Origin of the sequence: Sphingobacterium sp. UGAL515B_05 (assembly GCF_033097525.1) — a bacterium.
GTDB lineage: Bacteria > Bacteroidota > Bacteroidia > Sphingobacteriales > Sphingobacteriaceae > Sphingobacterium.
Genome location: NZ_CP109907.1, coordinates 4415850 through 4442849, shown reverse-complemented (window position 1 = coordinate 4442849; position 27000 = coordinate 4415850). Strand labels below are relative to the sequence as shown.

The 27000-nt window shown below is 39.2% G+C and carries 22 protein-coding genes; 8 read left to right on the top strand and 14 right to left on the bottom strand.

Annotated features, from left to right (window positions below; genetic code table 11):
• Window positions 1–3 precede the first annotated feature (3 nt).
• From OK025_RS18170 to OK025_RS18130, 9 genes are all read right to left on the bottom strand, one after another.
• Complete coding sequence (locus tag OK025_RS18170) at window positions 4–1272, bottom strand: glycosyltransferase family 2 protein (protein WP_317665928.1); 1269 nt, start codon at window positions 1270–1272, stop codon at window positions 4–6.
• Window positions 1266–2333, bottom strand: a complete 1068-nt coding sequence (locus OK025_RS18165) for a hypothetical protein (protein WP_317665927.1) — start codon at window positions 2331–2333, stop codon at window positions 1266–1268. The genes OK025_RS18170 and OK025_RS18165 overlap by 7 nt, the downstream gene beginning before the upstream one ends.
• A 9-nt stretch (window positions 2334–2342) precedes the next feature.
• Entirely contained in the window at window positions 2343–2699 is a 357-nt protein-coding gene (locus OK025_RS18160) for a response regulator transcription factor (RefSeq protein WP_075993157.1), read from the bottom strand.
• A 4-nt stretch (window positions 2700–2703) separates the two neighbouring features.
• Window positions 2704–6624 (bottom strand): response regulator, encoded by a 3921-nt coding sequence (locus OK025_RS18155; RefSeq protein ID WP_317665924.1) that lies wholly within the window; start codon window positions 6622–6624, stop codon window positions 2704–2706.
• 321 nt (window positions 6625–6945) lie between these two features.
• Window positions 6946–8100: a TIGR03364 family FAD-dependent oxidoreductase gene (locus OK025_RS18150; protein ID WP_317665923.1), complete on the bottom strand. Its 1155-nt coding sequence runs from the start codon at window positions 8098–8100 to the stop codon at window positions 6946–6948.
• 32 nt (window positions 8101–8132) lie between these two features.
• Entirely contained in the window at window positions 8133–9473 is a 1341-nt protein-coding gene (locus OK025_RS18145) for a DUF5690 family protein (protein WP_317665922.1), read from the bottom strand.
• Between the two features lie 184 nt (window positions 9474–9657).
• Window positions 9658–10236 (bottom strand): XRE family transcriptional regulator, encoded by a 579-nt coding sequence (locus OK025_RS18140; protein ID WP_317665920.1) that lies wholly within the window; start codon window positions 10234–10236, stop codon window positions 9658–9660.
• Between the two features lie 164 nt (window positions 10237–10400).
• Complete coding sequence (locus OK025_RS18135; RefSeq protein WP_317665918.1) at window positions 10401–11225, bottom strand: glycoside hydrolase family 16 protein; 825 nt, start codon at window positions 11223–11225, stop codon at window positions 10401–10403.
• Between the two features lie 136 nt (window positions 11226–11361).
• The gene (locus OK025_RS18130; RefSeq protein WP_317665916.1) at window positions 11362–11847 is read right to left on the bottom strand and encodes an ester cyclase; all 486 of its coding nucleotides are present in this window, start codon (window positions 11845–11847) and stop codon (window positions 11362–11364) included.
• Window positions 11848–12212: 365 nt separating this feature from the next.
• Between OK025_RS18130 and OK025_RS18125 the strand changes: the two genes are divergently transcribed.
• From OK025_RS18125 to OK025_RS18115, 3 genes are read left to right on the top strand one after another with little or no spacing between them, the layout of a single operon-like run.
• Window positions 12213–13139, top strand: coding sequence for a ring-cleaving dioxygenase (locus OK025_RS18125; RefSeq protein WP_317665915.1), 927 nt, complete (start codon window positions 12213–12215; stop codon window positions 13137–13139).
• Entirely contained in the window at window positions 13121–13477 is a 357-nt protein-coding gene (locus tag OK025_RS18120; protein ID WP_333575029.1) for a GNAT family N-acetyltransferase, read from the top strand. The genes OK025_RS18125 and OK025_RS18120 overlap by 19 nt, the downstream gene beginning before the upstream one ends.
• 23 nt (window positions 13478–13500) lie before the next feature.
• On the top strand, window positions 13501–14127 hold the full coding sequence (locus tag OK025_RS18115) for an alpha/beta hydrolase (RefSeq protein WP_317665912.1): 627 nt from the start codon (window positions 13501–13503) through the stop codon (window positions 14125–14127).
• A gap of 73 nt (window positions 14128–14200) precedes the next feature.
• On the opposite strand, the gene OK025_RS18110 is transcribed toward OK025_RS18115, so the two are convergent.
• Window positions 14201–15484: a Gfo/Idh/MocA family oxidoreductase gene (locus OK025_RS18110; protein WP_317665911.1), complete on the bottom strand. Its 1284-nt coding sequence runs from the start codon at window positions 15482–15484 to the stop codon at window positions 14201–14203.
• Window positions 15485–16059: 575 nt separating this feature from the next.
• On the opposite strand from OK025_RS18110, the gene OK025_RS18105 reads away from it, so the two are divergent.
• Window positions 16060–16251, top strand: coding sequence for a cold-shock protein (locus OK025_RS18105; RefSeq protein WP_046672944.1), 192 nt, complete (start codon window positions 16060–16062; stop codon window positions 16249–16251).
• A gap of 187 nt (window positions 16252–16438) precedes the next feature.
• Entirely contained in the window at window positions 16439–17563 is a 1125-nt protein-coding gene (locus OK025_RS18100) for a DEAD/DEAH box helicase (protein WP_317665909.1), read from the top strand.
• Window positions 17564–17626: 63 nt separating this feature from the next.
• On the opposite strand, the gene OK025_RS18095 is transcribed toward OK025_RS18100, so the two are convergent.
• From OK025_RS18095 to OK025_RS18085, 3 genes are all read right to left on the bottom strand, one after another.
• Window positions 17627–19894, bottom strand: a complete 2268-nt coding sequence (locus OK025_RS18095) for a cation:proton antiporter (protein ID WP_317665907.1) — start codon at window positions 19892–19894, stop codon at window positions 17627–17629.
• A 178-nt stretch (window positions 19895–20072) separates the two neighbouring features.
• The gene (locus tag OK025_RS18090; RefSeq protein WP_317665905.1) at window positions 20073–20795 is read right to left on the bottom strand and encodes a LytR/AlgR family response regulator transcription factor; all 723 of its coding nucleotides are present in this window, start codon (window positions 20793–20795) and stop codon (window positions 20073–20075) included.
• Window positions 20785–21525, bottom strand: a complete 741-nt coding sequence (locus tag OK025_RS18085) for a histidine kinase (RefSeq protein ID WP_317665903.1) — start codon at window positions 21523–21525, stop codon at window positions 20785–20787. Before OK025_RS18085 ends, OK025_RS18090 begins: the two co-directional genes overlap by 11 nt.
• A gap of 301 nt (window positions 21526–21826) precedes the next feature.
• Here OK025_RS18085 and OK025_RS18080 point away from each other — a divergent pair, with 301 nt between their 5' ends.
• Window positions 21827–22045, top strand: coding sequence for a hypothetical protein (locus tag OK025_RS18080; RefSeq protein WP_046672939.1), 219 nt, complete (start codon window positions 21827–21829; stop codon window positions 22043–22045).
• A gap of 121 nt (window positions 22046–22166) precedes the next feature.
• Here the strand turns inward: OK025_RS18080 and OK025_RS18075 are convergent, their stop codons facing one another.
• Window positions 22167–23345, bottom strand: coding sequence for a thiolase family protein (locus tag OK025_RS18075; protein WP_317665898.1), 1179 nt, complete (start codon window positions 23343–23345; stop codon window positions 22167–22169).
• A gap of 321 nt (window positions 23346–23666) precedes the next feature.
• Here OK025_RS18075 and OK025_RS18070 point away from each other — a divergent pair, with 321 nt between their 5' ends.
• Entirely contained in the window at window positions 23667–24842 is a 1176-nt protein-coding gene (locus OK025_RS18070) for an acyl-CoA dehydrogenase family protein (protein ID WP_317665896.1), read from the top strand.
• A gap of 30 nt (window positions 24843–24872) precedes the next feature.
• Window positions 24873–26984, top strand: coding sequence for a 3-hydroxyacyl-CoA dehydrogenase NAD-binding domain-containing protein (locus OK025_RS18065; protein WP_317665894.1), 2112 nt, complete (start codon window positions 24873–24875; stop codon window positions 26982–26984).
• Window positions 26985–27000 lie beyond the last annotated feature (16 nt).

Below are 27000 nucleotides of genomic sequence, written 5' to 3'. Positions count from 1 at the left end.
TCGTTACTTAGAATAAACCTGATGGCTAACAAGATCAACCAAGATTGCATAGATCGAATACAAAATTCCGGAAGCAATCACCAATGCAAATAGCGCAAAGAAAAATGGCCAGTTGATGATTCCCAGAATAAAGAAGATTATAAAAACTATATAGCCGGTAAATTCGACAATGGGCCCCAGGAATTCAAAGAAAAACCAATAAGGCATACTGACCATACCAAAACGGCCATATTTCGGATTGAACATGAGTTTCCGATGTTTCCATAAGGTTTCCATGGTACCCCGCATCCAACGATTACGCTGTTTACGTAATACTTCTTTTGACTCGGGTACTTCGGTCCAACACAATGGATCAGGAATGTTGACCACCTCGTAGGCTTGCTTTTGCTCCTCCATATAACGGCGCATACGAACAACAAGCTCCATATCTTCTCCCACCGTATTTCGGTCATACCCTCCACAAGCCAATACGATCTCCCGATCAAAAGCGCCAAATGCACCGGAAATAAGAATTAAACCCGAAGCCCTTGACCAAGCCATTCGACCTAAAATAAAAGCACGGATGTACTCTAAAGCCTGCGTACGCCCCAACCATGATTTTGGAAGATTAACGTCCACGACAGAACCATTCACGACATTACAGTTATTTGCCAGGCGTATAACTCCGCCGCAAGCAATAACGCGTTTGTCGGTCTGTTCCAAAAATGGCTTTGCTAATTTTAGAATAGCATCCTGTTCCAAAATACAATCTACATCAATACAGACGATATAATCTCCGGAAGAAATATTAACGCCGACATTGAGGGCATCAGCCTTGCCGCCATTTTCCTTGTCGACGACAATCAGCTTCTTAAATGCTGGATTTTTGCTCTTATAGATTCCGCGTATATCTTTGGTCTCAATATTTCCCTGAACAAAAAAAGAGGTTGGTTCGAGTTCATAAGAGGCGATCAATTTCAAAATTGAGTCGTCTTTACTACCATCATTAACGATGATAATTTCCAGATTATGATAATATAGCGACAATAAAGAACGCACATTTTCAACGATGGTCATCCCCTCGTTGTAGGCTGGAGCAATCAGACTGAATGTAGGCGCGTTGGGGTTGGTCGCGATAATACTATAATCCGTAAACGTATTATTGTGTTTGTAACGAAACACCGCTCCATAAGCGTATAGCCCTATCCAAGTATAGATAATGAATACTGCTGCCGAATAAAGCAAAAATAACCAAACTATAATTTCGTATACGATATGGGAAAACTCTAACATTTTTTCTCTTGCAATGCGTGTTTAATAATTTGTGTAAGTTCGTCGTATGTATCTTCACGTTGTGAAATTTCTCGGAGATAATGTTCTTCTCCCAGCACAACGAGTACTTCTGCAGCAGAAATTTTAATTGACACCGGGGTCTGATTCCACAGCTGATCTTTCAAAAAATGCTCACTTTCTCTACTTTTGGCAATTTTCATCGCTTTAAGGATTTCAATCTGGACTTCGATGGGTTGCAGATCAAAATTTTGTATAAATTGCTGAATTGTGCCACTGTTCTCAATGGCCTGCAATGTTCGTATGGCTTGTATACGAACCTTCGTAGATAGATGATCTAATAGGTTAAAAACTTCCGTATAGAAAGTCATCAATCTAAATTTTCGGATCAAGCGCAATGTAAATATGACAACAGAATCATTTGAACTCTTAAGCCAGGTGTCCACATGTAACTCCGAAAGTTCGGGTATTTCATGAATAGAAAACAATAAACGTAATTGTTGCCAGTCGGATAAGGGGCGATCAAAATGATCTAAAAAACCAAGTCCCTCATACCCTTTAAAAGTTACGATTGCGTATTGTGCTTCTTGATATACCGCAGTGCGGGAATCATTAAGCTTGGCTGTTATCTCAGGAATTGCTGATTCGACATTCATCGCAGCAAGCTCCTGAACCCCACCGGCAACCAAATAAGCTTTTCTATGCCGAAGCTTTCGCCAAGCTTCATCCTCCAATTTAAAATCTTGAAACAACCTATTGATCGATTGTTTAGCTCCACCAGAAAATTTTCTATCAGAGTCAACTAATACATCCAAAAAAAGAGCTCGAAAAGAAGGTTCTTTCAAATACTCTGCAAACTGCAGGTCTCGATCGCTATTCTCATCGCCACCAACAATAGTCTCCATAATTTTGTACTCGATGATCTGTCGCCACGATTGCCTATTATGAAGGATTCTATAGCTATAAAAGCTATATCCCAGTACCGTGATAATCAACAATAGTACTAAAATCAATACGATAACAATCGCCAGAATAAGCTCATGTAGCTCGATATTGTGATGCATAATTTAATTTTATTTATTTATTAGGCGTTTTATTCTAAGAATCAGTTCGTTTGGACTAAACGGCTTAACCATAAAATCAGATGCGCCTAGATCAAATGCATCGACCACGACCTCCTCTTGGCCCATGCTCGATAATACGATGACCGGGATTTTCTTTCCAATAGTCTTTATTGCTGAAAGAATTTCAATACCGGAAGCAAAAGGCATCATAATATCCGTTACAACCAAATCCAAATCCAGCTCATTAATTTTCTCGATGGCTTCACGGCCATTTCTGGTCAGCACCACTTCGTGTCCTTCTTTTACTAATTTGTGTTCAACAGTACGTAGTATCAATTCGTCGTCTTCCGCTATTAAAATCAACATATCATTATTTATTTAAGATTTTTGCAATTAATTCCAATCCTATATCCATTTCCTGTTCGATTGCCACAAAAGCAGTCGCAAGGTCTGTTTCAATTGTTGGGCTGGTCTCCAAGTCTTTGGTCATTTGGGCCAATTTGATCAGTCCGGCTGTCGATGAAGTACCCCGCAACTTATGAAGGAGTTCTTTGATGCGTACAATATCGTTTGTATCAATTGCCTCCTTTAACTGCTTTCTAGACCCCGTGATTTCCCGGACGACCAAATCCAGAAAAAAGGTTAAAAATGCGGGATCATCACCGGCCTGTTCTTCCAGGCGCTGCATATCCAAATGCTCATCCAAATCCTCCAGATCCGAAGCTTCGGCAGCACTAGGTTTTACCGATAACATCGCTTTTTCCAGGGCCTTGAACAAATCCTGTTGTCGAATAGGTTTAGCGAGAAAGTCCGACATCCCCGCTTCAAGACAGCGTTCCTTTTCACCTGAAATATTACCTGCAGTAACACCGATAATAGGTGTTTCAGCATAAGCTGCCATTTGCCGGATCTGTTTGGTTGCTTCGATCCCATCGACCTCGGGCATCTGAACATCCATCAAAATAAAATCAAATTGTTTTTCTTTGCAAGCTTGAATGGCTTGTGCTCCATCAGAAACTTCGGTTAAATGTGCTCCAGGCATTATGCTTGCCATCATGCGTAAATTAAGGGCCATATTAACGGCATTGTCGTCTGCCAACAGCACCTGAACGTCTTGACCGTACGAATCCGATGATAACGATAAGTTTGCATTCGCCTTTAATTGCACGGCATCCTCCCTATTTTGTTGTATCGCCCTTCTTAAAGTCGAATACAGTTCCTCAGATTTAATCGGCTTAAGTAGACAGAATGAACGCTCCTCTTGTCTAAATGCTGAAATTACCTCATGCTCTTCAGACGAAGTGTGCAACACGATCAAAGGGATACCTTCTTCCTGTTTTTTAAAGAGTTCTTTGATTTTTTCTATCGTTTCGAGTCCCGATAAGATCGGCATATGGTAGTCCATTAAAATAACATCGAAACGTTCCCCTTTCATCAGCAACTGTAAGGCTTCCATGCCGTTTTCTGCGAGGACAGATTCGACGTTCTTATAGGCCAGCATATGCTGCAGGATAATCCGATTATTGGCGTTGTCATCGACAACGAGAACACGATTTAAAGGTAAAGCTGAATCTTCATCCTCCATTTCTTCACATCGAACCTCGATATCAAAATAGAAGGTCGATCCGACACCCGGTTCGCTTTCCAGATTCAATTTACTTCCCATGTATTTCAAGAGGTTGTTAGAGATTGTCAAACCGAGCCCCGTGCCGCCGTATCGTTTACTTACCGAGCTATCTTCTTGCGTAAAGGCATCAAAGATGCGTTGTTGTTTCTCTGGCGGAATTCCTATTCCGGTATCTCTAACCGCGAAACGTAAGGTTAATTTATTCTCATCATTGCGAAGTTTACTGATCTTAAATTCGATTTCGCCTTTTTCCGTAAACTTAACGGCGTTACCTAACAAATTCACCAACACTTGCTTAATACGTGCCTCATCAATCCAAACGAAAGCTGGCAGTCCCTGCTCAATATTCAAAAGCAGTTCGACTTCTTTTCGTTGTGCCTGATAGAGAACAACATTAATAACCTGATTGGCTACATCATATACGTTATACTTATCGACAAATAGTTCGAGTTTACCCGATTCAATTTTTGAAAAGTCTAAAATGTCATTAATAATATTGAGTAAGCTATTTCCAGATTCATTGATATAGCCGAGGTATTGGACCTGTGTATCATTTAATGGTGTTTTTAACAACAAATCGGAGAATCCGATCACACCGTTTAAAGGAGTTCGAATTTCGTGACTCATATTGGCAAGGAATTCGGACTTTGCTCTACTCGCCAGATCGGCCAGTTCCTTTGCCAACTTTAATTCATCATTTATTTTTACCGATTCCGTGATATTTTGTGTAAAAATAATGATCCCGCCTATACTTCCATCCGCAAGATGCCAAGGTCTTACCTCCCAATTGAAATGTTGCGCTTCGGCAAGTCCACCAGCCTGTATGACCTCATCCGTATTCTTATAAGGTATTCCCTCCAGTGCATCAAGGTAGATTTTTTTTCGATTTTCCGGGATATTTGGAAAAAGTTCAAAAAAGTTACTATTTGGCGGCAAACTTACCCCTTCGTGAAAATCTTCCAGCCATTGATTACTGACCGAAATATAGTTAAAGTCTCGGTCAAACATAGCAACCGAAGCAGGAACATAATCCACAAACGCACGTAACATCGATTCTTTACGTTCCAGCTCCAAGAATAGCGATTTACTTTGATCGATATCCTGAATAATTCCAAAAACACGCTTACACACATCGTTTTCAAATTCGGGAATACCCTTTACGCGTACCCAAATTGATTCGCCATTTTGCTTTAATAGACGCAATTCGGTATCGTAAGGTGTTCTTGATGTAATGGCATCTTCAAAAATTCCACGCAAAATAACCTGGCTTTCCGGCTCATAAAATCCGATTGCATGTTCAAAATCAGGTGTAAAATCGGGAGCCACACCATGAATTAGCTTCGTAGAGTCGGACCAATAGACCTTGTTTTCGGCTAAGTTGACCTCCCATCCGCCAACCTGAGCAACAGCATTGGTCTGCTCCAGGATTTGTTTGGTATGCAAAAGATCATTTTCAAGCCGCAGTCGATCCGTCATATTCAAGGCCGTACTGACAACATAAGAACGTCCATTTTCATCCGTTTCCAACATATTGTGGTATAGCCAAGAAATGTCTTCTCCATCTTTTGTTTGGAGAACCATCATTCCGGAATCCTCTTTATTGCTGGCAATGCGCTTGAGATATTCTTCAACCAGACCCACATGATGAGACGGAACCAATTTCTTGAGATTAAGTCCTTTTACCTCTTCTTTGGCATACCGCAATATCTCTCTTCCTTTTTCATTGACGGATAGAATATTACCGTCCAAATCATGCATACTCATGAGGCCAATCGCATTTTCAAAAAAACTACGAAATCTACGTTCGGAATTCTCCAACTTGAGTTTTTCTTCGCGTTCTTTTGTTACGTTTCTGCCAAAGGCCAGAATATCATGGTTTATCGGATCATATTTGAAATGCCATTCAATTTCGACAACTTGACCATTTTCTGTTTTAGTCCTACTTGTAGATTGAACGCCGTACTTTGTTTCCTCAACTCGACCTAAGTCCGACGCTAACTCCCTTTCAGTGTCTCCCAATAATGTAAAAATAGATTTGCCTAAACTATTCGATCTGGACAATCCCAAGACTTTACTAAATGCAGGGTTAACTTCTTTTACCTTTCGTGTCTCATCCAATACACAAATAATATTGTTCGTCAAGTGAAAAATTTCGGAGAAATAACCAGCCTGTACTTTTCGTTTTTTTCCCAATAATATTTTGGTCACCGCCTTGCCTAGCTCCTCCAACGAGTCTTTTTGCTTATCCGAAAGCTTTTTCGGATGGAAATCAATGACACAGATTGTTCCAAGAGCATCGCCATCATCATCCAAAAGAGGAACTCCGGCATAAAAACGGATATTTCCTTCGCGAATCAATGGATTGGAAGACGAGCGTGGATCTTCAAAAGTATCTTCAATAACAAGGACCTCCTTGCTCATTATGGTGTACTGACAGACCGTATTCTTCCTTTCAACGGTATCCAGCTCCATCCCAACACAACTTTGAATACGTTGTGTTTCTTCTTCCATCATGGCAATTAAAGCTGCAGGGCAATCTGTAATCAGACAGGCTGCCTGCGCAAAAACATCCAGCTCAGGGTCTTTCCCGAGTCCCATTAACTCATAGGACTTTAATTTTTCTATCCTTCTTAACTCATTTTCAGGAAAAACATTATTTGCCATTCACTTCTAATATTTAGATCTGGTTTATTGTGACCGTGAAGTTAATAAAAACATTGTTTAACGCCTAAACAATAAGGAAATATTGATCAGATAATGTTTTATAAAGAACAAACAACTGGTCAATTAGTTGATGCAATAAAAAGATTTACCAGAGATCCTTTTTATAATTTAGTTATTTACTAATTGAATTTTATAAAGCTTGACCTTATTAAGAAAGACAACTGTACGTTTTAGGAAGTCTGTACAAACTGATCAAATAAATAGCTTAAAAACGAAATAGCCCCGCTAGATGTGGTAGCGGGGCTATTTAATAGGGTTAAATTAAAAAAGTTTTTCAATACTCTGCTCGGCATAGCCAGCACTTGCGGTCATTCCCTTCCCTCCAATACCGGTTCTAACATGTATTCTTGGGCTAACGTCGATTTCAAGAATATGATCTTTGTGCTGCGAATAATAACCTGCCCAGGAAGATGAAATCCAGCTACGCTCCATTGGCAGGATACGGTTGGCTTCCGCAATCATCAATTCATTGATATAGGAACTTACGGAGAAGCCCAGTTCATCCAGTCTGTTGCCCGCTGCATATTCATGCGAATCACCAATAATAATACTACCATCCGTGGCCTGTTTAAATAGGATATGAATTCCATAATTGCGTAGCTCCTGATAGTGATCAGGCATTGGAATTGTCTGAAACGACGGGCAATATTCTTCAAAACTCTCGTATCGACGAATGGTCAACCCAGTTAAGATATTCCCGGGAAGATGAATATGAGCCAAAGGCTTTGTACGCATCATTTGCAGCTTGCTAATTTCAAGCCCGCTATTATCAAACAAGGAACGATATAAAATTTTAAACTCGTATCCATTGCAGATAAGCAATTTTTTCCCTTCAAAGTTTTCTAGCGTACTGCTCGTGACAACAACAGCATCATTTTTATCCTCGCAGGCCACAATTGTCGTATCGTATTTCAACGTATAGTCCACAAACTTATTTTGCATATAAATATGCAGCTGTCTAATCATTAACTCGGGTTCTACACTGAGTTCCTGCGGAAAAAAGATAGCCTCTTTAACATAATCAGCATTCATTACGGGATATTTCAATAAAACCTGTTCCTTTGACCAAAGTTCATGATCATATCCTTTTCCCTGATAGTGCTTAGACAGCTCGTGAAGCACCTGAACTTCATCACTATCCGAAGCAATATAGATGCTGCCGTTATTTCTAACAGATATATCCATCTCCCGCTGAATGGATTGATATATTTCAAGTCCTCGTACACCATAATCAAACCATTCTCCGGCCATCCCCGATGGCACTACCTGTCCGAAATTACGAACAGTAGATCCCACGGGGAAATTATCTTTTTCGAGTTGGAGCACGCGTAATCCCATTTGTAACGCATGATAGGCATGAAAGGTCCCTAAAATCCCGCCCCCAACAATAATTAAATCATATGTATTTGTTTTCATCTTTATAAATAGAATATCATAAAAAAGTATAGTTAACTAATTTGCACTTCTCCTTTTGTGGTATGCCAAGGGGCCAACAATTCATCATCACTTCCTTTCATCTGTTCTTTTTTTCGAATAAAATAGAGTAGAGAGAAGATACCCAAAATAGCGCCGATAATAGAGGCTAAAAAGACCAATTGAATAAAGTAATTTCCCCAAGTAACAGAATTTGGCATAAATTCTTTGTTTACCAATATCAGAAAACTACCCAAATAACCGATTGAGTCAGCCATATACATAACAAAACCAATATTACTTTTCATACGATATGTTGCGATCATTCGCTCAAAAAATATGGCATTGTAAGGAATGTATGCCATATACAAGCCCAAACCGACAAGCAACATCCAACTTAAACCGTCAATCCATTGTTTCGTAAACAAATAGGTAGAAATACCTGCAGTCAGAAAACCTATAATGATCATATAGTGGATCAACTTAAATGCTTTAAGATTATTTTTAACCATGATTAGACAACTTACCAGCAGCAGTACAATCAAGGAGATAGTCCCATCAACTTTTGCAAAAATGCCCGCCCCTTTCACATGTAACATCTGCCAGATTTCAACCTCAAAATTATCGCGTACATCACGTAAAATAGTAAGCATGGTGTAAACGATAATAGTCAAAACGATACCCGGCATAAAGGTTTTAAAAAAGTGTTTTCGCATTTTACTATCCATCGCAATGCGCTCCGTCCGTAGCTTCTTGTCCTCTTCTGTTGGCCCTGGAGCATTTTCCAATATCCATACACACAAAACAAAGGGTAGAAAAAAAAGTAAACCTGTCAAAAATGGCATCCAAAACTCATCAATATGAAAAGAAGACATCAACCACCGCCCAACCGTTTTTATCAGTCCTGACGCGAAAATCAAGCTCACAGACATCACTGCCCCCATAATCTCTGTAAACCGCCTTCCTTCTAAATAACTAAATACCAAGCCCCAAACCATTCCCAATGGAAAACCATTGATAAAAAGAAAGACAACATTCCAAGGTCTCGGACAAACTGCAAATGCCAAAAGCCCTATCCATGAAATACAAATCAAACCGATTAAATACCGCCCTCTATTTCGCTGTTTACTTTCAGAGATAAATTTAATGCCATAAAACTTGGACAACAAATACCCCAGCATTTGAATGACCACCATACAGACTTTATAATCGACACCAAAAATAGTATCATCTGCAAAAGCAGATGCCGTAAATGACTTTCTAAATGAATACATACTCGTGTAACATAAAAATGCTGTTACAGCCAAAACAATAGCCACAGATTTCTCATCCAGTCTATTTATGCGTCTTTTTATTCGTTGGTTTAACTCCATCATTTAAACTTGTTAACAGACCTCATTGTCCGCAATCAAAAGTAAATTTTGGAAATTAACACAAGACTAAACTTTTGTTAAGTATTTATAAACAAATATAAGCATCCCTTTGCGATACGAAAAGTATAAAATAAAAAAAGCATCACTGAATGATTCAATGATGCTCTGACAATTAACATGTTGTCCTCTATTTCTTATTTTCAAAAAAGTATACAATTAGCATGACGGCCTTTTCACTTCCAACATTACGCGGTGTATGTGACAATCGCCCATTAAAAAAGATCGAATCGCCCTCTTCTAAGCTAATTATTTGATCATTGAAGATGTACTCAACCTGTCCGCTAATGATATATTTATATTCATAAGCTTCGGTCTCAACCATTGGTCGCTGTGCATCTGGAAGCAACTCCAAAAGAACAATGTCCATGGTCGAACTATCCATCGCAGATGTAAAAATCCTTTTATAATGGAAACCAATCGCCGACTCTTTTTCAAACGGACTATAAGTATCTTTTTTCCGAACGACCACTGGGCCTGAATCCAATTCAGAATTAAAATCTTTAAAAAACTCATTAAGATCAATATTCAGTGCATTGATGATATTAATCAATACGAGTAAGGAGGGTATTGTTCTGTTATTTTCAATCTGCGAAATAAGTCCCTTGCTTACCCCCGCTCTATCAGCAACTTCCTGTATGGTAATTCCTTTTTCTTTTCGAATTTCCTTAATCTTATTGCTAATCTTGAATATCGTATTATCTTCCATAATTTGGCCAAAAGTAAACATTTTTCCTATGTCGTGTATATTAAGTTTTTATCACTTAATCATAGGTCATCTATAAATGGTAATTTTTCATTGTTATCAGAAAACTGCAGTTCAATAGTCGGCGATCATTTTCATCTTTTACCCTTCCGAGAATTGGTGGAGCACTATTGGTAAACTTTAACCCAGTCGACACGCATCTCAACGGGCAGCTGGTCTTGATTTACCTCACCAACCCAGCTCCCGCCCAACTGTTGATCAATCAATAGATAAAAGGGTTGATCATAAGGCCACTGAGTGGGGTCTACTCCATTAACCCTTGGATAAGTAAAGGTATCAACTCCATTCACCTGAAATACAATACGATCGGGATACCAGCTTATACCATATGTATTGTACTCCTCTGATTTGATCGAAGCGGTACCAAAATGTTTAGGATTCTCCTTTTGCCCCAGATCTAAGGTATAGTATGAATGTGTTGTCTGGTAAATGATATGATCAAAATTAAGATGTTCCATAATATCGATTTCGCCGTTTCTCGGATACTTCCCATACTTATCTAACTCCGCCAGCATCCACATGGCAGGCCATGCCCCTTTTGCACTTCCAAGTTTAGCTCGGATTTCTATGCGTCCGTACTGAAAAGCAAACTTTCCCTTACTCCATATCCCACCTGTCAAAAATGGTCTTGAATCTCTATTTTTGTCTGTATTTTTAATTCCTTTAAGAATCAACTCTCCATTTTCCCATCCAAAACAGGCGTCATCTGTACTCATGTGTCGATTCCAGTCGGCTCCGCCTGCTGGAATCCGGGACCATTTACTACTGTCTAGCTTAGGGGAATTAAAGTGCTCTTCCCATACCAGCTTCCATTCCTTAATCTCTCGATCTTTCTTTTGCACATATACATAAGGATGATCTTTGGGACTATAATGAACACTACATGCAGAAAACAACAGATAAAAACAACTTAGGCCTAAGACTCTTTTCATGATTAAAATTAATGGTTTGCTCAGAAAAATGATTTAGGTCTAAATGTATATATAATTTACCATACCTGACAGCTTCCCGAACAATTAAGAGGGACTAAAACGCAACGGAAAAAGGAAATGTAATTTTTTACTATCCTTAAAACATAGGATGTGCGTTTGCTGCATTTTTAGGAACATCTTGCTGTGCATCCCAATGCTCCACAATTTTACCTTTTTCTAGCCTGAAGATATCAATAGTTGATTTAAGACGACCATCTGGATTCTTATTCTTTAGGTGTATGAAGACCAAATCTCCATCCGAAGCAATGTGTTGCACATCAATCTTCGTTTTAGGCTGCCCTTCAAACCATTTCGCCGCAGCGAGCTTAAATGCTGCTGCTCCATCCGCAACAGAGGGATTATGTTGGATATATCCGGGAGAAATGTACTTATCAACTGCAGAAACATCCTTATCACCAAACATTTGCTGATAAAAATCTAAAACGATTCTTTTATTCTCTTTGTTTTCGTCAAGTTGTTTTTGTGCAGCCTCCTTTGATTCATTTGTCTGTGGCTGCTGACAGCCCAGCGTTAGCAATAAAACAGAGAAAGTCATGACCTTAACTATTGTTCTATTTTTCATCTTTTAATCTATTTTTAATTGAAGTCTTCGATTCCCACCTCACATTAGTACAATCCAATTTACCGAAATTATACCATATATAAGGCTTTTATCTGAGTTCATTTACACTATTAAATATTGGCATGATAATTGGATTTACTGTTAATAGTATAATATTCAGAATATACATTTCATAAATTTAGGTTAATAATTGGTTAGGTTAAACACCTGAAGTCCCCAACTTCAGGTGTTTTTTTATATATTTTCGAAAATTACTATTCCCTAAAAAACAAAATTGCCATTATTGCTTTTATTAATCTAGTTCAATAAAATTCCCTGTTGGTCGGCGTAACTTTACATTAGTTAAGAAAATAAAATTATCAGATATGGAAAATAAAATATTAGGGTTACACCACATTACTGCGATAGCAGACAATGCAAAGCGAAATCTCGATTTTTACACGAAAGTATTGGGTGTACGCCTTGTCAAAAAAACAGTTAATTTCGACGACCCCGGCACATACCACTTCTACTTCGGCAATGAACAGGGCGAACCAGGAACGATCCTCACTTTTTTCCCCTGGGAAGGTATCGGAAAAGGTACCGCAGGAGCAGGAATGGCGACTCATATTGGCTATGCCGTACCTCAAGGGAGTTTGGATTTTTGGAAAAATCGCTTAGGGGAACATCAGATTAGTTTACAGGAAAGTGAAATTTTTGGAGAGAAGCTAATTTCATTTAATGATCCCGATGGATTGCAGCTTCAGTTTATTGAAACGAAAGATGATAGAAAAGCATGGACAACGACTGACATCAATGGCGAACATGCACTAAAAGGCTTCCATAATATCACGCTTTCTTTAAAAGAAGCAGATCCGACGCTAAAAGTATTGACCGATATTTTGGGTTATTCGCTCCAACAACAGCATGATAATCGTTATAGGTTAACAACGGATAGCATTGATACGGCTAACATTGTTGACATAATAGCGGATAAAAATCTGCCATACGGCAAAAATGCAGCCGGTACAAATCATCATGTCGCATTTCGGGTAAAGGACGACAATGTTTTGATGGAGTATCGTGAAAAGGTACTTTCAGCAGGGTTAGATATCACACCAAAAATAGATCGAGATTACTTTTTCTCACTCTATTTTCGTGAACCTGGTGGTGTCTTATTTGAAATCGCCACGGACAATCCCGGATTTACGGTAGACGAACCGCTATCCAGCTTAGGATCGGCACTCAAATTGCCAAAGCAATATGAAAGCTACCGTTCGCAGATTGAACAGACATTGCCAAAAATCGATTAATTAAAATATATAAACATCATTATACAAACAAGGAAGTTATGGAAAGAACTGAAATTGTATTAGACAAAAATCAACGTGGAGAGCTTCAATTATTCTCCGATGAACGCAAAGCAGGCTTAATGAGTATCGCTATCATTGACGGTAATCTCGTTGTTTACCATACAGAGGTGGACGAAGCCTATGAGGGAAGAGGATTTGCAAAAATACTGCTCGAGAAATTGGTAGCTCATGCGCGCGAAAACAACATGAAAATTGTTCCATTATGCCCTTATGTAAATGCGCAGTTTCATCGTCATCCAGAACTATATCAAGACGTTTGGTTTAAAAAAACGGTATAAATTACCCTACATGAAAGGATAAAATGAGTCATTCAATAAATATTAAAACAGCTGGTAAAAATTTAGAACAGGCAGAAAAAGCCATTGTGATGATCCATGGTCGTGGGGGGAGTGCAGAAGACATCCTTGGCATGTCATCCTATCTTCATGTCGATAATTTTGCACTACTTGCACCGCAGGCAAAAAATCACACTTGGTATCCCTATTCTTTTATTGCTCCCGTACAAGAGAACGAACCCTGGTTGAGTTCCGCAATTGATCTGATCGATCATACGGTTAAACTAGCTTTAAAGAGTGGGATACTCGCCGAAAACATCTATTTTTTTGGATTTTCTCAGGGTGCCTGTTTAACACTAGAATACCTTGCACGGCATGCGCAGCGCTATGGTGGGGCTATAGCAATTATAGGTGGGGTAATCGGTGAAGAAATTAACAGGGATAATTACATGGGGGACTTTGCACAAACGCCTATTTTTATTGGCACGAGCGATCCCGATTTCCATGTTCCTCTTGAGCGGGTTGAAGCTACGGTATCCATCTTAGCACAAATGAATGCCAATGTAAAGCTCATGGTATATCAAGACGCGGGACACACCATCAATCGCGAAGAGATCGATCTCGCAAACGAATTCGTTCTTCAAGGAATATAGAAATAATCCATTGGTAAACAGTGATCCATTGGTTGTTGATTATAATGATTAATCAACAACCAATTTTAAGGCATTATACTTTTGGGTATTTATAGCCGTTATGATAAACCGAAGCTAAGTATTTATTTGCTTTCTGATCGGTGAAATGCTGTTTATCTTTATCCCAGTAGAGTTTTTGTCCAGTCCTGAATGCAATATTTCCGAGCTGGGAAAAGATGGCAATATGCGCCCCCACTTCAATTGGTGCATGCAGTACTTCTGGATTACGTTGGCGAATTGCTGCTACAAAATTTTCCATATGTTTGTCCAGTCCATTATCTAAAGAAGGTTGGATAGTGACCGCTTCCATCCTCCCTTTTTCTGGAATAACCTCCCAGCCCGACCTGTTCAAGACCAGCGTACCATTGTTACCAATAAATGCGACGCCATGATTACGGCTATAAGGTCCGAGATCAATTCCTTTGGCATGTTCCCATTGGATATTGAAGCCATCAAACTCGTACACAGCAGTCATCGTATCAGGTGTTTGTCCAGCATCGTCCGGGAACGCAAACTTACCTCCAGAGGCCATAATAGATTTTGGATCGGAAACCTTCATCCCAAGTAACGCATAATCCAACATATGAACGCCCCAATCTGTCATCAAACCTCCAGCATAGTCCCAAAACCATCGAAAATTAAAATGGAATCGATTCGAATTAAATGGTCTTTTTTGTGCCGGACCTAGCCATTCCGTATAATGTACACCTGCGGGAACCGGTTCATCGGGCACGATGGGAATAGCACTTTTCCACCCTTGATAAGACCAAGCTTTTACCAATCTTATTTTGCCCAATTTACCGGAATGAACAAAATCAATGGCGTCCTTAAAATGTTGCTGACTTCTTTGCCATTGCCCGACTTGAACAATAGCCTTATTCTTTTTTGCTGCCTGAACCATTAATTGACATTCAACAATGGAGTTACCGATGGGCTTTTCGACATATACATGCTTTCCAGCATTTACGGCATCGACCATTTGCAGGCAATGCCAATGATCGGGTGTGGCAATGATGACCGCGTCCACAATCGAGCTATTGAGCATCTTCTTATAATCTACAAACGTTTCGACCTGTATATTTCTTTTTTGAAGTTCTTCAGCTCTTTTTTTAAGAATATTTTCATCCACATCACAAAGAGCAGTACACACCAAACCATCATTCTTTAACAATGCATTCAAATCAGACCAGCCCATACCATTTACACCAATTAATCCAACCCGGATGGATTGATTTAAAAAGTTTGAACCTTTAGCATTAAAAAAAAATGATGATGCCGCTAAAACAGTAGACGTTTTGATAAAATCTTTTCTATTCATTGGATATTGGTTTAAGTTTTGTTTTTACTGGATATCATCTAAATTCTCAATACGAATAGAATACATACGCTTGGATGAATACCCTAAATAAGAACTGCTTTCTTAATTATTAAAAACAAATTGCTTCGATGAAAATACAAAAATGAATTTAGGTGCTCGCAAAAAGCATTGTAAAATATATATAGACAAACCTAGCGTAACCCTATGAAAAAAACGAAAAAAATGGTCGAGTTAGAATCACTCGACCATACATCTACCTATGAAAAACATGCCCTTGGGAGGGGCGGTTGAAGTTAATACTAATTTCACTAAGAACAAACATTTAGAAAAAATATTTATCTAAATAATTAATAATACCATTAATAACAACATCATGAGTTGACCATGTTACATTGCTTGGCGAGATCGTGTTTTATTATACATTTTTGTTCGATAAATTCCTCCTTCTAACGCTGTTTCAATCAATATCCCGTTCAAAAAAACGCTCAGTTACACACCACATTTTACAATTCATTAAAAAAAAATAAAAGATTAATCATTTATTATGCCTACCTTGTCGCACTTAATTAAAAATAATGAATACAGGTAAAATTAAATTTTTCAATGAAACTAAAGGTTTTGGTTTTATTACACCAGAGGATGGTAGTGCAGATGTTTTCGTACACGTTTCTGCGCTTAAAAATCAAGTATCTGAAGGCGACGTTGTTACTTATGATGTAGAAAGAACTCCAAAGGGGATCAGCGCTACAAATGTAAAATTGGCGTAATCCAAAAAATACACTTTCTTGTTAATGGGGTAATTCTTAATGACTTATCCCATTTCTTTTTCCTATTCTTCCTTTACAATTTTTCAGCAATCTTTTACTTTTCCGTTGAAGACTTTTAGTTTTCAAATAAAAAGCATAAAAAGGATTCTCAGAGGTTTTATTTAAGACAAATTCGAACATACCATTTATGGAATTTAAACAACTCGGTTTAATAGCTCCGCTTTTAAAAGCAATAACAGAAACAGGATACACACACCCTACAGCAATTCAACAAAAAGCCATTCCAATTGTATTGCAAGGCAACGATCTTATCGGTTGTGCACAAACGGGAACCGGAAAAACGGCCGCCTTTGCACTTCCGCTTTTACAACGGCTTGAAGAAACTAAGACACCTGGTAAACTCGTGCCGATTAGGGCTTTGATCCTTACACCAACGCGTGAACTGGCCATTCAAATTGGAGACAATATCAACTTATACCGAAAATATCTAAAACTAAACTATTGTACTATTTTCGGTGGCGTAAGCCAAGAAAAGCAAGTTAAAGAAATTAAAAAAGGTGTTGATATTCTTGTTGCTACCCCAGGCCGGTTACTGGATTTAATGAATCAAAAAATAGTTTCTCTAGATAAAATCGAGATCTTGATATTGGACGAGGCGGACAATATGTTGGACATGGGCTTTATTCATGATATCAAAAAGATCCTGACCAAAATTCCTTCAAAAAGACAGACCTTATTCTTCTCGGCAACGATGCCACCCAATATCCGTAAATTTGCACATGGCATATTACACAAGCCTTTTGAGGTTGACGTCACCCCGGTAAGCTCAACAGCCGAGAAAGTAAATCAATCTGTATTTTTTGTTGAAAAGAAGGAAAAGATCAAATTATTGACGAGCCTCTTAAAAAAGCTGAAGCATGAGCGCACCATTGTCTTCTCCAGAACAAAACATGGTGCCGATAAGATCGTTAAGCTGCTTGCAAAAAATGGCTTGAGAGCAGCAGCCATTCACGGAAATAAATCGCAAAATGCAAGACAAAAAGCTTTAGGTGAATTTAAGGACAGTCATCTGAAAATTTTGATCGCTACCGATATTGCGGCTAGAGGAATTGATATCGAACAACTACCGCTTGTCATCAACTATGATCTCCCAAATGTACCGGAAACCTATGTCCATCGCATTGGTAGAACAGGAAGAGCTGGTCAGGAAGGAAAAGCTATTTCTTTTTGCGATGTAGAAGAAAGACCGTATTTGGCTGATATCGAAAAATTGATCGGACTAAAAATCAAGATAGAAAAGATCAATAAATAGATCTTGATAACACCTTAAGTAAAAGCCCCTAGATTATTGATTTAGGGGCTTTTTACGTTTTATTTATGGTTTGCGATCCGCCATCAACAGTGTAGATGGCGTGAAAGGAAGCCAATGTACTTTTTTATTGACAATTTTGTTCCAGCTAGGCAGGCTGATCAACATTAAGTCCTGGTCCTGCCAGGTATCACTGTTTAACTCTTTTTCCGTTATTGTAAGGTGGTTTGGAACAAGCTGTTCCAATTGCCTCAATTTCTCCTTGAAGCTTTCATTGGTTTTCAGCACTTGATTGAGATCCCAAACTATGATCTGAGCATCTGAATGCTGAATCAGACGTTTTATCATTTCACACAGAAATTCATCATTTTTTAAGACGACGGGAACAATCACTCGCTTCGCCTTCACAAAGTCTTTATCAATCAAAATCCCTACCATCGCGTTCACTTTGGCATTGATCTGTTGATTTCTATCAAATGTCATAAAAGGAGATTCGGCATTTGTAACCGTATGGAATAACTTTTCGGGATTCACAATCCGGGTAGTAAAATCTAAAAAACGTCCCAGTAAGCTTCCTTCATAAATTGATTCACTAACGCCCAACAGTAATAAGTCCTGATTGCGTTCGTTGGAAGTTTGAACAATCTCACTGTCGATATCACTGGAGATTTTAAAGACTGTCTGAATAGGTTGCTCGAGCTGCTGTGCTACCTGCTTGATTTCACGGAAACTATCCAACTCCTGAGTTTCCACTTCGTAATGATGTAATTCGTTGGCAGGTTCAATATGTAAAGCTGTAATTTCAGCATTCTTTTTTGATTTTAAGGTTAATGCATCAGCCAGATACAACAGTGAAATCCCGGTATTACTTTTCGCAAAAGACAATAGAATCTTAAATTTTGATTTATCCTGGAGATCTTCCTGTAATAAACTCTTCTTTGGTCGATAGAGAAAATTGATGAGATCTAAGGATGGCCCTGTCATAAAGGTGGTCACTAAGGCCATAACGACCATCATCGAAAATAATTCAGCACTTAAAACGCCAAGATCGTATCCAATATTGAGGACGATAAGTTCCATCAACCCCCGTGTATTCATTAACGCGCCGATACTCAAACTATCTTTCCAGCTTTGACCGACAAAACGCGCCGCCAATGTACTACCGGCAAATTTCCCAATAACCGCGACCAAAATAATACCAACGGTAATCATCCATAACTGAGGATCATTAAGTAGACCGATCTGCGTACGCAGTCCAGTATAGACAAAAAATAAAGGCAACAACAACAAAGTAGAGACATCTTCGATTTTTTCGATGAATGCTGTTCGGAATCGACTTCCTTCGGGCATGATTGCTCCCGCCATAAATGCACCAAAAAGCGCATGGATACCGATTACTTCGGTTGCATAAGCAGACAATAACAGCACAATAAAGAAAATAGCAACAACAGGTTTACTCAAAGCTTCCTTACTCCCTTTCACCTCTCCAACGCGCATCAAAAATGGGCGCACGATCTTAATCATAATGAGCACATAAGCAACAGCAAGCGCTATTGTATACAACGCACTGGCGAAATCACCGGCTTTGACGATTGCAATTACGACAGCGAGTATACACCAAGCCGTAATATCGTCTGCAGCCGCGCAGGTAATCGCCATTGCACCTAGCTTACTTTTTTGCAATCCTCTTTCCTGTATAATTCTGGCAAGGACAGGAAATGCGGTGATACTCATGGAAATACCAATAAACAAGCTATAGGATAGAAACTCTACATTTGTAGGTGGATGGAATAGATATAAAAAATAAGCCAATGAAATTCCCAACGTAAATGGGATCACAATGCTTGCATGAGAAATGACAACGGCATCATGCGCTTTATTTCGCAGCACATTCAGATCCAGCTCCATTCCAATGATAAACATAAATAAGATCAGCCCAATTTGACTTAAAAACTGCAAATTACTGAGCGACTCTACAGGAAAAAGTGTATGCGAAAATTCCGGAAAATAGAGCCCCAGCAATGATGGTCCCAATATGATACCGGCGAGCATCTCTCCGATTACCACAGGCTGCTTAATCTTAATGCAAATCCAGCCCATAATACGTGCCGCGATAATGATCGTCACGATTTGAGCCAATAATATCGCTAACGGATGCTGCAGACTATGGAATAAAGTTGATGTAAAATCCTTCCAGGCACCTTGACTTGTTTTCTCCCCTCGCAGAAGCTCTGGAGCTTCCAGCAGTGCCCCCAAATGAATCACACAATACATTACGGCAAGTAATGTACCAACCAAAATTACGTAGAAAATTGTATTCCTATATTTCCTCATCTCCAATAGCAATTAAAATAAATATAATGACAATAGCATACTAAGTCCCCGACCAATACTCAAATAAATAAGGGGAGATAAAATACAGTCTCAACAAAAATATAATTCCGTTGCAGTTTTAATGCCTTTCAGCAGGTAGGTCTACGAAAATATGTAATGAACCAAATGAATTTTGTAATCAACTGAATTTCTCGAAAAACATTTTCTTGTACGATTCGCCCAAATTAAAAAGAAGTGGTAGATCTTGGTCGTCCGACAAATTGCTTATAATTTCATCCGCGGAGAAAAACTTGACGATCTTGGTTGCAATGACTTCTTTTTTATTGATACGGATAAAATCCTGTTCAGGCAAGATCTCCATCAGCTTATCAAAGCTTATATTTTTCAATAAAATAAACGAACCATCTGCCAAATAAACTGTTTTATCGCGGCTGTCTACTTCAGCTATTTGCACATAGTTAATCTGTTCGAAATACAATACTGTTTTTCCTTTATTTGTATTAAATTGCGCAAACTGGACAGTTTCAGCTCGCTTGCTGATTAGCTGCTCCACCTTCATAATGGCCTGTTGAAGACGTTGCAGAGAAAGTGGTTTACGCATGTAATCTACAGCATTAATATCAAAAGCATCGCTCGCATATTGTTTATATGCGGTAGAAAACACGATCGGAAAATCCTTGAGTTCTCTGGCGACATCAAATCCATTAAATTCCGGCATTTCAATATCCAGAATACAAAAATCAAAACTTAGTGAACGGTATTCTCTCAACAATGCTGCTGGTTCATTAAAGGTTTTCACCACCTCTACCCCTGGAATTTGCTCACAGAGCATTTTCAGAAACCTCAAGCTTGGTATTTCATCATCCAAAAGAATACATTTCAAATTTCTTTCAATCCGCATACAATCTGATTTGAAGGTTGGCAGTATAGACATCGTTTTCTACAAACCGCCGCAGTTGATGTCTACCGGGATAGTACAACATGAGCCGCTCTTCCAAAGTTTTGCTGCCTATTCCACTTTTGGCCTTTTGTAGGGGTGAACGTTTTGAAATTCGATTGCTTACAATGAGCTCCAGCAAACCATTCTTAAAGGTCAGCATGATAGAAATAAAAGAATCAGGGCCATGGAAATCTGCATGTTTAAATGCGTTTTCAATTAAATCCACAGACATCAAAGGAACCAATGAAGGTGTATTCAACAAGGAACTATTTAGTTCATCAATGTCAAATTTAACGCGGATATCAAATAAGGGGCTCAGTTTTACTTTATTTATCTCAATAAGATTACGTGCAAATTCAATTTCAGCCTTCGGTGAAACAAGTTCATCTTCACTTTCGTATAAAACGTAGTCTAACACCATGGCCAATTTGTCCATCGTATAATAGGTTTGATAAGCATGCGAAAGTATTCCGTTTAACGAATTTTTAAGCAAATGCGGATTTAATTGAGCCCGATGAAAATGTTCTATCTTTTGATTGTCCATACGATTAAAAAGCTCTTTTTGTTGTCTATTTTCTACCTCAAGTTTCCGGTATTTTTGTCTTAAGAAGAGGTACAAAGCCAATATTACAGCAACAATAGTCAGCAATAACAGAATGATTATATTCGAGATCTCAGTCGTCATGTTCATCCAAACTTAGTTAAAATTTTATTATGAACGAAAAAGCAGCTTCAGAAAACCCGACTGACCAAACCATTTATCGTTTGCGATAAAATGAAATTTGAGTGTCCCCGGACTAAATACACGACTGTGAAATTCCCATCTATTTATTACAAAAATTAACAGTTTCATTACAATTTAGTCACTTTAAAACATTAATTTCAGATTATTATCCTTATATTGAGACTATTGTAATTAGCCGATCAAATGATTGTCTACGCTATTTTGGTTAAACCCGCCTGATTTTTAATCGGGCCTAATATGAAACACTATGGAAAAGCTCATTTTCGAAACTAATGCACAACACCCCAGTCTTGTAGACAAAATTAAACAAGCTGTTGAAAAACTGAATGGCATCCACGAATGGAAAATCGACTTGGATTCTATTTATAATCTGTTAACCATAGAAGGTATTCGATTAAATCCGACAGAAATCGAATCGGAGCTTGCACTCCATGGTGTCGAAGCAAGTCGTCTATATGAAGAGTAGATAGACAACTCGATAACACATTAAATAAGTTCCCTGGAAGCTATGTGGTTAAAAACAACCGAATTCGATAAGCCTGAGCTTCTTCCAGATAAAATTAAAGCAATCTTATCTGGAAGAAGCATCAAATCTTCTTAATAATCATTGCCGAGGCACCACCGCCACCATTACATATCGCTGCCAGTCCCACTGATCCCCCCTCCTGTCTTAATATGCTGCTGAGTGTTACAACAATTCTAGCGCCCGAACATCCCAATGGATGCCCTAAAGATACCGCTCCTCCATAAACATTTACTTTGTTCATGGGTAAACCTAAAATTTGTGCATTCACCAAAGCCACCACGGAAAAAGCTTCATTATATTCAAAATAATCAATGTCTTCTAGTGTCAATCCCGCTTTTTTTAACACCTTTTCTGTGGCTACACTCGGTGTAGTCGTAAACCATTCCGGAGCCTGTTCAGCATCAGCATAAGCAATAATCTCTGCTAAGGGGACAAGTCCAAGCTCTTCCAATTTCTCGCCAGACATGAGCAGCACCGCAGCAGCCCCATCACTTATTGTCGATGCGTTTGCGGCAGTTACAGTCCCCTCTTTTTTAAAGGCAGGCTTAAGCTCGGGTATCTTATCAAAATTGACCTGCGAAAACTCTTCGTCCCGCGAAACGACGACGTCTCCTTTACGACTTTGTATCGTTATAGGTTGAACCTCGTTTAAAAACTTATTTTTTTGCCACGCGTCTAGGCTTCTTTTATAGGAACTTATCGCATAAGCATCCTGTGCTTCACGGCCAATATGATATTTCTCGGCACACAACTCTGCAAACATTCCCATTGCATCATTCGAATAAGCATCGCTCAAACCATCACGTTGTAAACCATCAACCAGACTCTGGGCTCCAAATTTGGCTCCCCAACGCATACTATTCGTATAATATGGCACCCTACTCATGCTCTCCATCCCACCAGCAATCACTATATCAGCATCTCCCAATAGAATACTTTGCGCAGCAACAGCTATTGCTTTCATTCCACTAGCACATACTTTATTAAGGGTAGTTGCAGCGGTATGATCCGACAAACCTGCTAACCGCGCTACCTGTCGGGCAGGCGCTTGTCCCAAATCAGCTTGCAAAACAGCACCAATAATAATCTCATCCACTATATCGCGGGAAATACCCGCCTCATCAACTACAGCCCCAACAACCTGGGCCGCGAGACTTGGCGCCGAAATAGATGACAAGGCACCCCCAAAACTTCCAATTGGTGTGCGTTTCGCTGCAACGATAAATACACTCTTTGACATGATATAAAAAGTTTATAATTGTTCTGCTAAAATTTTGAAGGCCTATCGCTAGCATATTCCCCAACAACCCTTCCTCATCTTAAAGATAAAAAATATAACAGATAACCCACAACAAGTCGGTTTTATTTTTTTCATCAAAACAGAATAAATAGAAAAAAAATAGCGCAAAAACTTCCCTACTTAACCAATTGAACGAAAAATAAAGAATAAAAATTTGCAAAAAGCCAAGGCTTTTCGTTAAATTCGTTTAGATAAAATCCTACTAGACGGTCATTCAAAAGACCGCCTGACATAAGATAACCAAAAGCAAGATAAACGATTATGCAGACAATCAAGTTTACAGCTGAACATCAGATTTTTCGCGATACACTTCGCACATTTATTCGAAAAGAAATTACACCCTACGTCGATGATTGGGAAAAACGGGGCGAGATCGACCGAAATGTGTGGAAGAAAATGGGTGATATGGGGTTGATGGGACTCAATTACCCAGAAGTGTATGGTGGACTAGAACTCGATTTTTATTATTCCTTAATACTCTGCGAAGAATTATCCTATTGTTTTTCTGGAGGATTTACCATTTCGGCGCTTGTCATTCAGTTTATGTCGGCTCCGTACCTACTGAAATATGGATCAGAAGATCTGAAAGTGCGCTACCTTAAACCGGTTATTGCCGGTGATATGGTCAGTGCTGTTGCTATTACTGAACCCGGGGCTGGTTCTGACGTAAAGCAAATCAAAACAACAGCTGTCCGGGATGGTGATTTTTATATTGTCAACGGATCTAAAACATTTATTACCAACGGTTATTATGGTGATTTCTTTATTACAGCAGTCAAAACTGCTTCTGACCAGGGAACAAAAGGTATAAGCTTATTACTTATTGACAGAAATGCAACTGGAGTCTCGTCAAGCAAAATCAATAAATTAGGCTGGCACGCCTCTGACACTGCGGAGCTAGGGTTTAATAACGTACGAGTCCCTATTTCTCATCTCATCGGCTTAGAGGGAGAAGGATTTCGCTATTTAATGGATGGACTTCAATTGGAAAGGCTTACCGCAGCTATTCATAGTCTCGCTACCGCAGAATCGGCATTTCAGTATACACTTGATTATATCGCACAACGTGAAGCCTTTGGAAAAAAAATCCAGGAATTTCAAACAATACGGCACCGAATCGCACAAATGGCAGCAGATATCGCTACCACGAAAGCCTTTGTCTACCATTGTTGTGATCTCCAGGACCTAGACGAATATGCTGTCCAAGAATGTTCCATAGCGAAGCTACAAGCGAGTGAGCTCGCCGTCAATGTTGTAAACCAATGTCTCCAATTATTTGGTGGTTATGGGTTTACAGAAGATTATAAAATCGCACGTTTATATCGCGATGTCCGTGTCGGCACAATCATCGGGGGAACCTCAGAAATCATGCTTGAAATTATCGCGAAAATGACAATAGATCATGTGACTTATCAATCAGGAAAGTCCAAACAATAGAAAGCTTTTTAAAAATTATCACCAAGTACAATGGATGAAAATAAATCTTATATGACCCACACGCTCTTTCGTGTAGAACAGGATAATCATCACATCATTACAATCCATCCTATATCGACAGCAGCTCCCGAGCAGTTGGATATTATAGACTATCTCACGCAATTTGTTGATTTGGTTACGTTCATTCTCGAACGGGAAGATACCATAGGTGTCGTATACAGCTGCCCGATTCAAGACAAAAAAATCGAATATACCCAATTATTTGAGCAGTTTTCTTCAAGCCGCTCAAGACCTTCGGACTTATACAAGCTTACATCAAAAGTATTGCATTGGGAAACGTTTAAAAAACCCATTGTATCTCTTGTTTCAGACAATTGTACAGCTATTGCCTTAGCGACCATGCTGTGGTCTAATTGTCGTATTGCCTCCGAAAAACTTCTGTTTGGCTTTCCGGAGAGTAAGTATGGTTTGTTTACAGCTTTTGGTACAACGATCTATTTACCAGCGTTGATAGGTACTGAAAATGCCCTAAATCTGCTGACACAAAGCAAACTTCTGAGCAGTGAAGAAGCCCATAAACTTGGCTTAATCAATGAATTGACGCAGAATCCCAGCGATAGCCTATCACTGGCAATAAACTGGATACTTAATCTACCCAGTACCAATGCTGGCCATCACACAGAACAAATGGACGAATTGACGCCCGAGGCAATTCTCACCATCCAAAAAAAAGCACGCGGTTTATACCCCGGTACAAACGCAGTTATTGAATTATTACAAAGAAGACTATTATGTACACCGTTTGAGGCCGCCGAAAAGGAAGCAAATTTATACCTGCAAGTCTTAAATCGCCCCGAGCCACTCAGCATGGTCCGTACACTTCATTACGCTGTCCAATTGGCAAAATCACCCAACAGAATAAAACATATTGGGGACTATAGCCCAAAAAAAATAGGCATACTGGGCGCCGGAATGATGGGCTCGGGAATTGCTTATGAGGCCGCCAGAGCAGGAATAGAAGTTGCTTTAAAAGACGTTACACTTCCCCAAGCCGAACGGGGCAAAGCTTATTCTAGCCAGGTTTGTGAAAAATTACTGGCTTTAGGGGCCATGACCCCATCACAACGGGAGCAATTGCTTGCACGCATAAAACCAACTAACCAAGTCGATGACCTTTATGGATCTGACTGCATTATTGAAGCTGTATTTGAAGATTTTCATCTAAAGGCTGAGGTGACAAAAGAAAGCCTACCCTATTTAGACGAAAATGGCTTTTTCGCTACAAATACCACTTCATTGCCTATTACTGAGCTTGCTAAAGCAACCAACGATCCTAAAAATTTTATAGGGATGCATTTCTTTTCCCCTGTTGACCGCATGCCCCTTGTCGAAATCATCTGCGGTAAACAAACTGAGCAAAAAACCTTAGAGAAAGCACTTAGCACAGCTTTACGCCTCAATAAAATTCCAATAGTCGTGCAGGATGGTCCGGGCTTTTTCACCTCGCGTATTTTCTTCAATTATTTACTCGAAGGTATTACAATGGTACTGGAAGGCATCTCACCGACACTGGTCGAAGAGGAAGCGATGGCTGCAGGATTTGCCGTGGGCCCATTGGCAGTATTGGATGAGATATCATTGGAATTGATGCTCCATGTTTATGATCAACTCCCACAACTTCATGCCAGTCAAAAGCGCGCTTACAATAACCTCAAAGATATGGTTGATCAAGGGAGAAAAGGAAAAAAATCAAGCGCCGGGTTCTACGATTATGACATTGAAACCAAAAAGAAAACCATTTGGAAAAACCCTGTAATTGCAGCTGCAAAAGAAAATGTAACACCTTCAATTATCCGGAAACGGTTGTTGCATGTCATGGCATTGGACAGCTATCGGTGTCTCGCAGAAGGCGTACTCAATCAACCCATCGATGGCGATATTGGTTCTATTTTAGGTGTAGGGTATGCATCCTATACAGGTGGCGTATTTGGACATATCGACCGCACAACGCTTCCTATTTTCATTGCGGAATGCGAAGACTTTCAGGCCAAAGGTGAGCAATGGGAAATACCAGAATCTTTAAGAGAACTGGCAAAAAAGAATTTCAGATTTTATAGTGGTTTTGACTCAAATTGGCGATAGATTAGCCAATCTATGT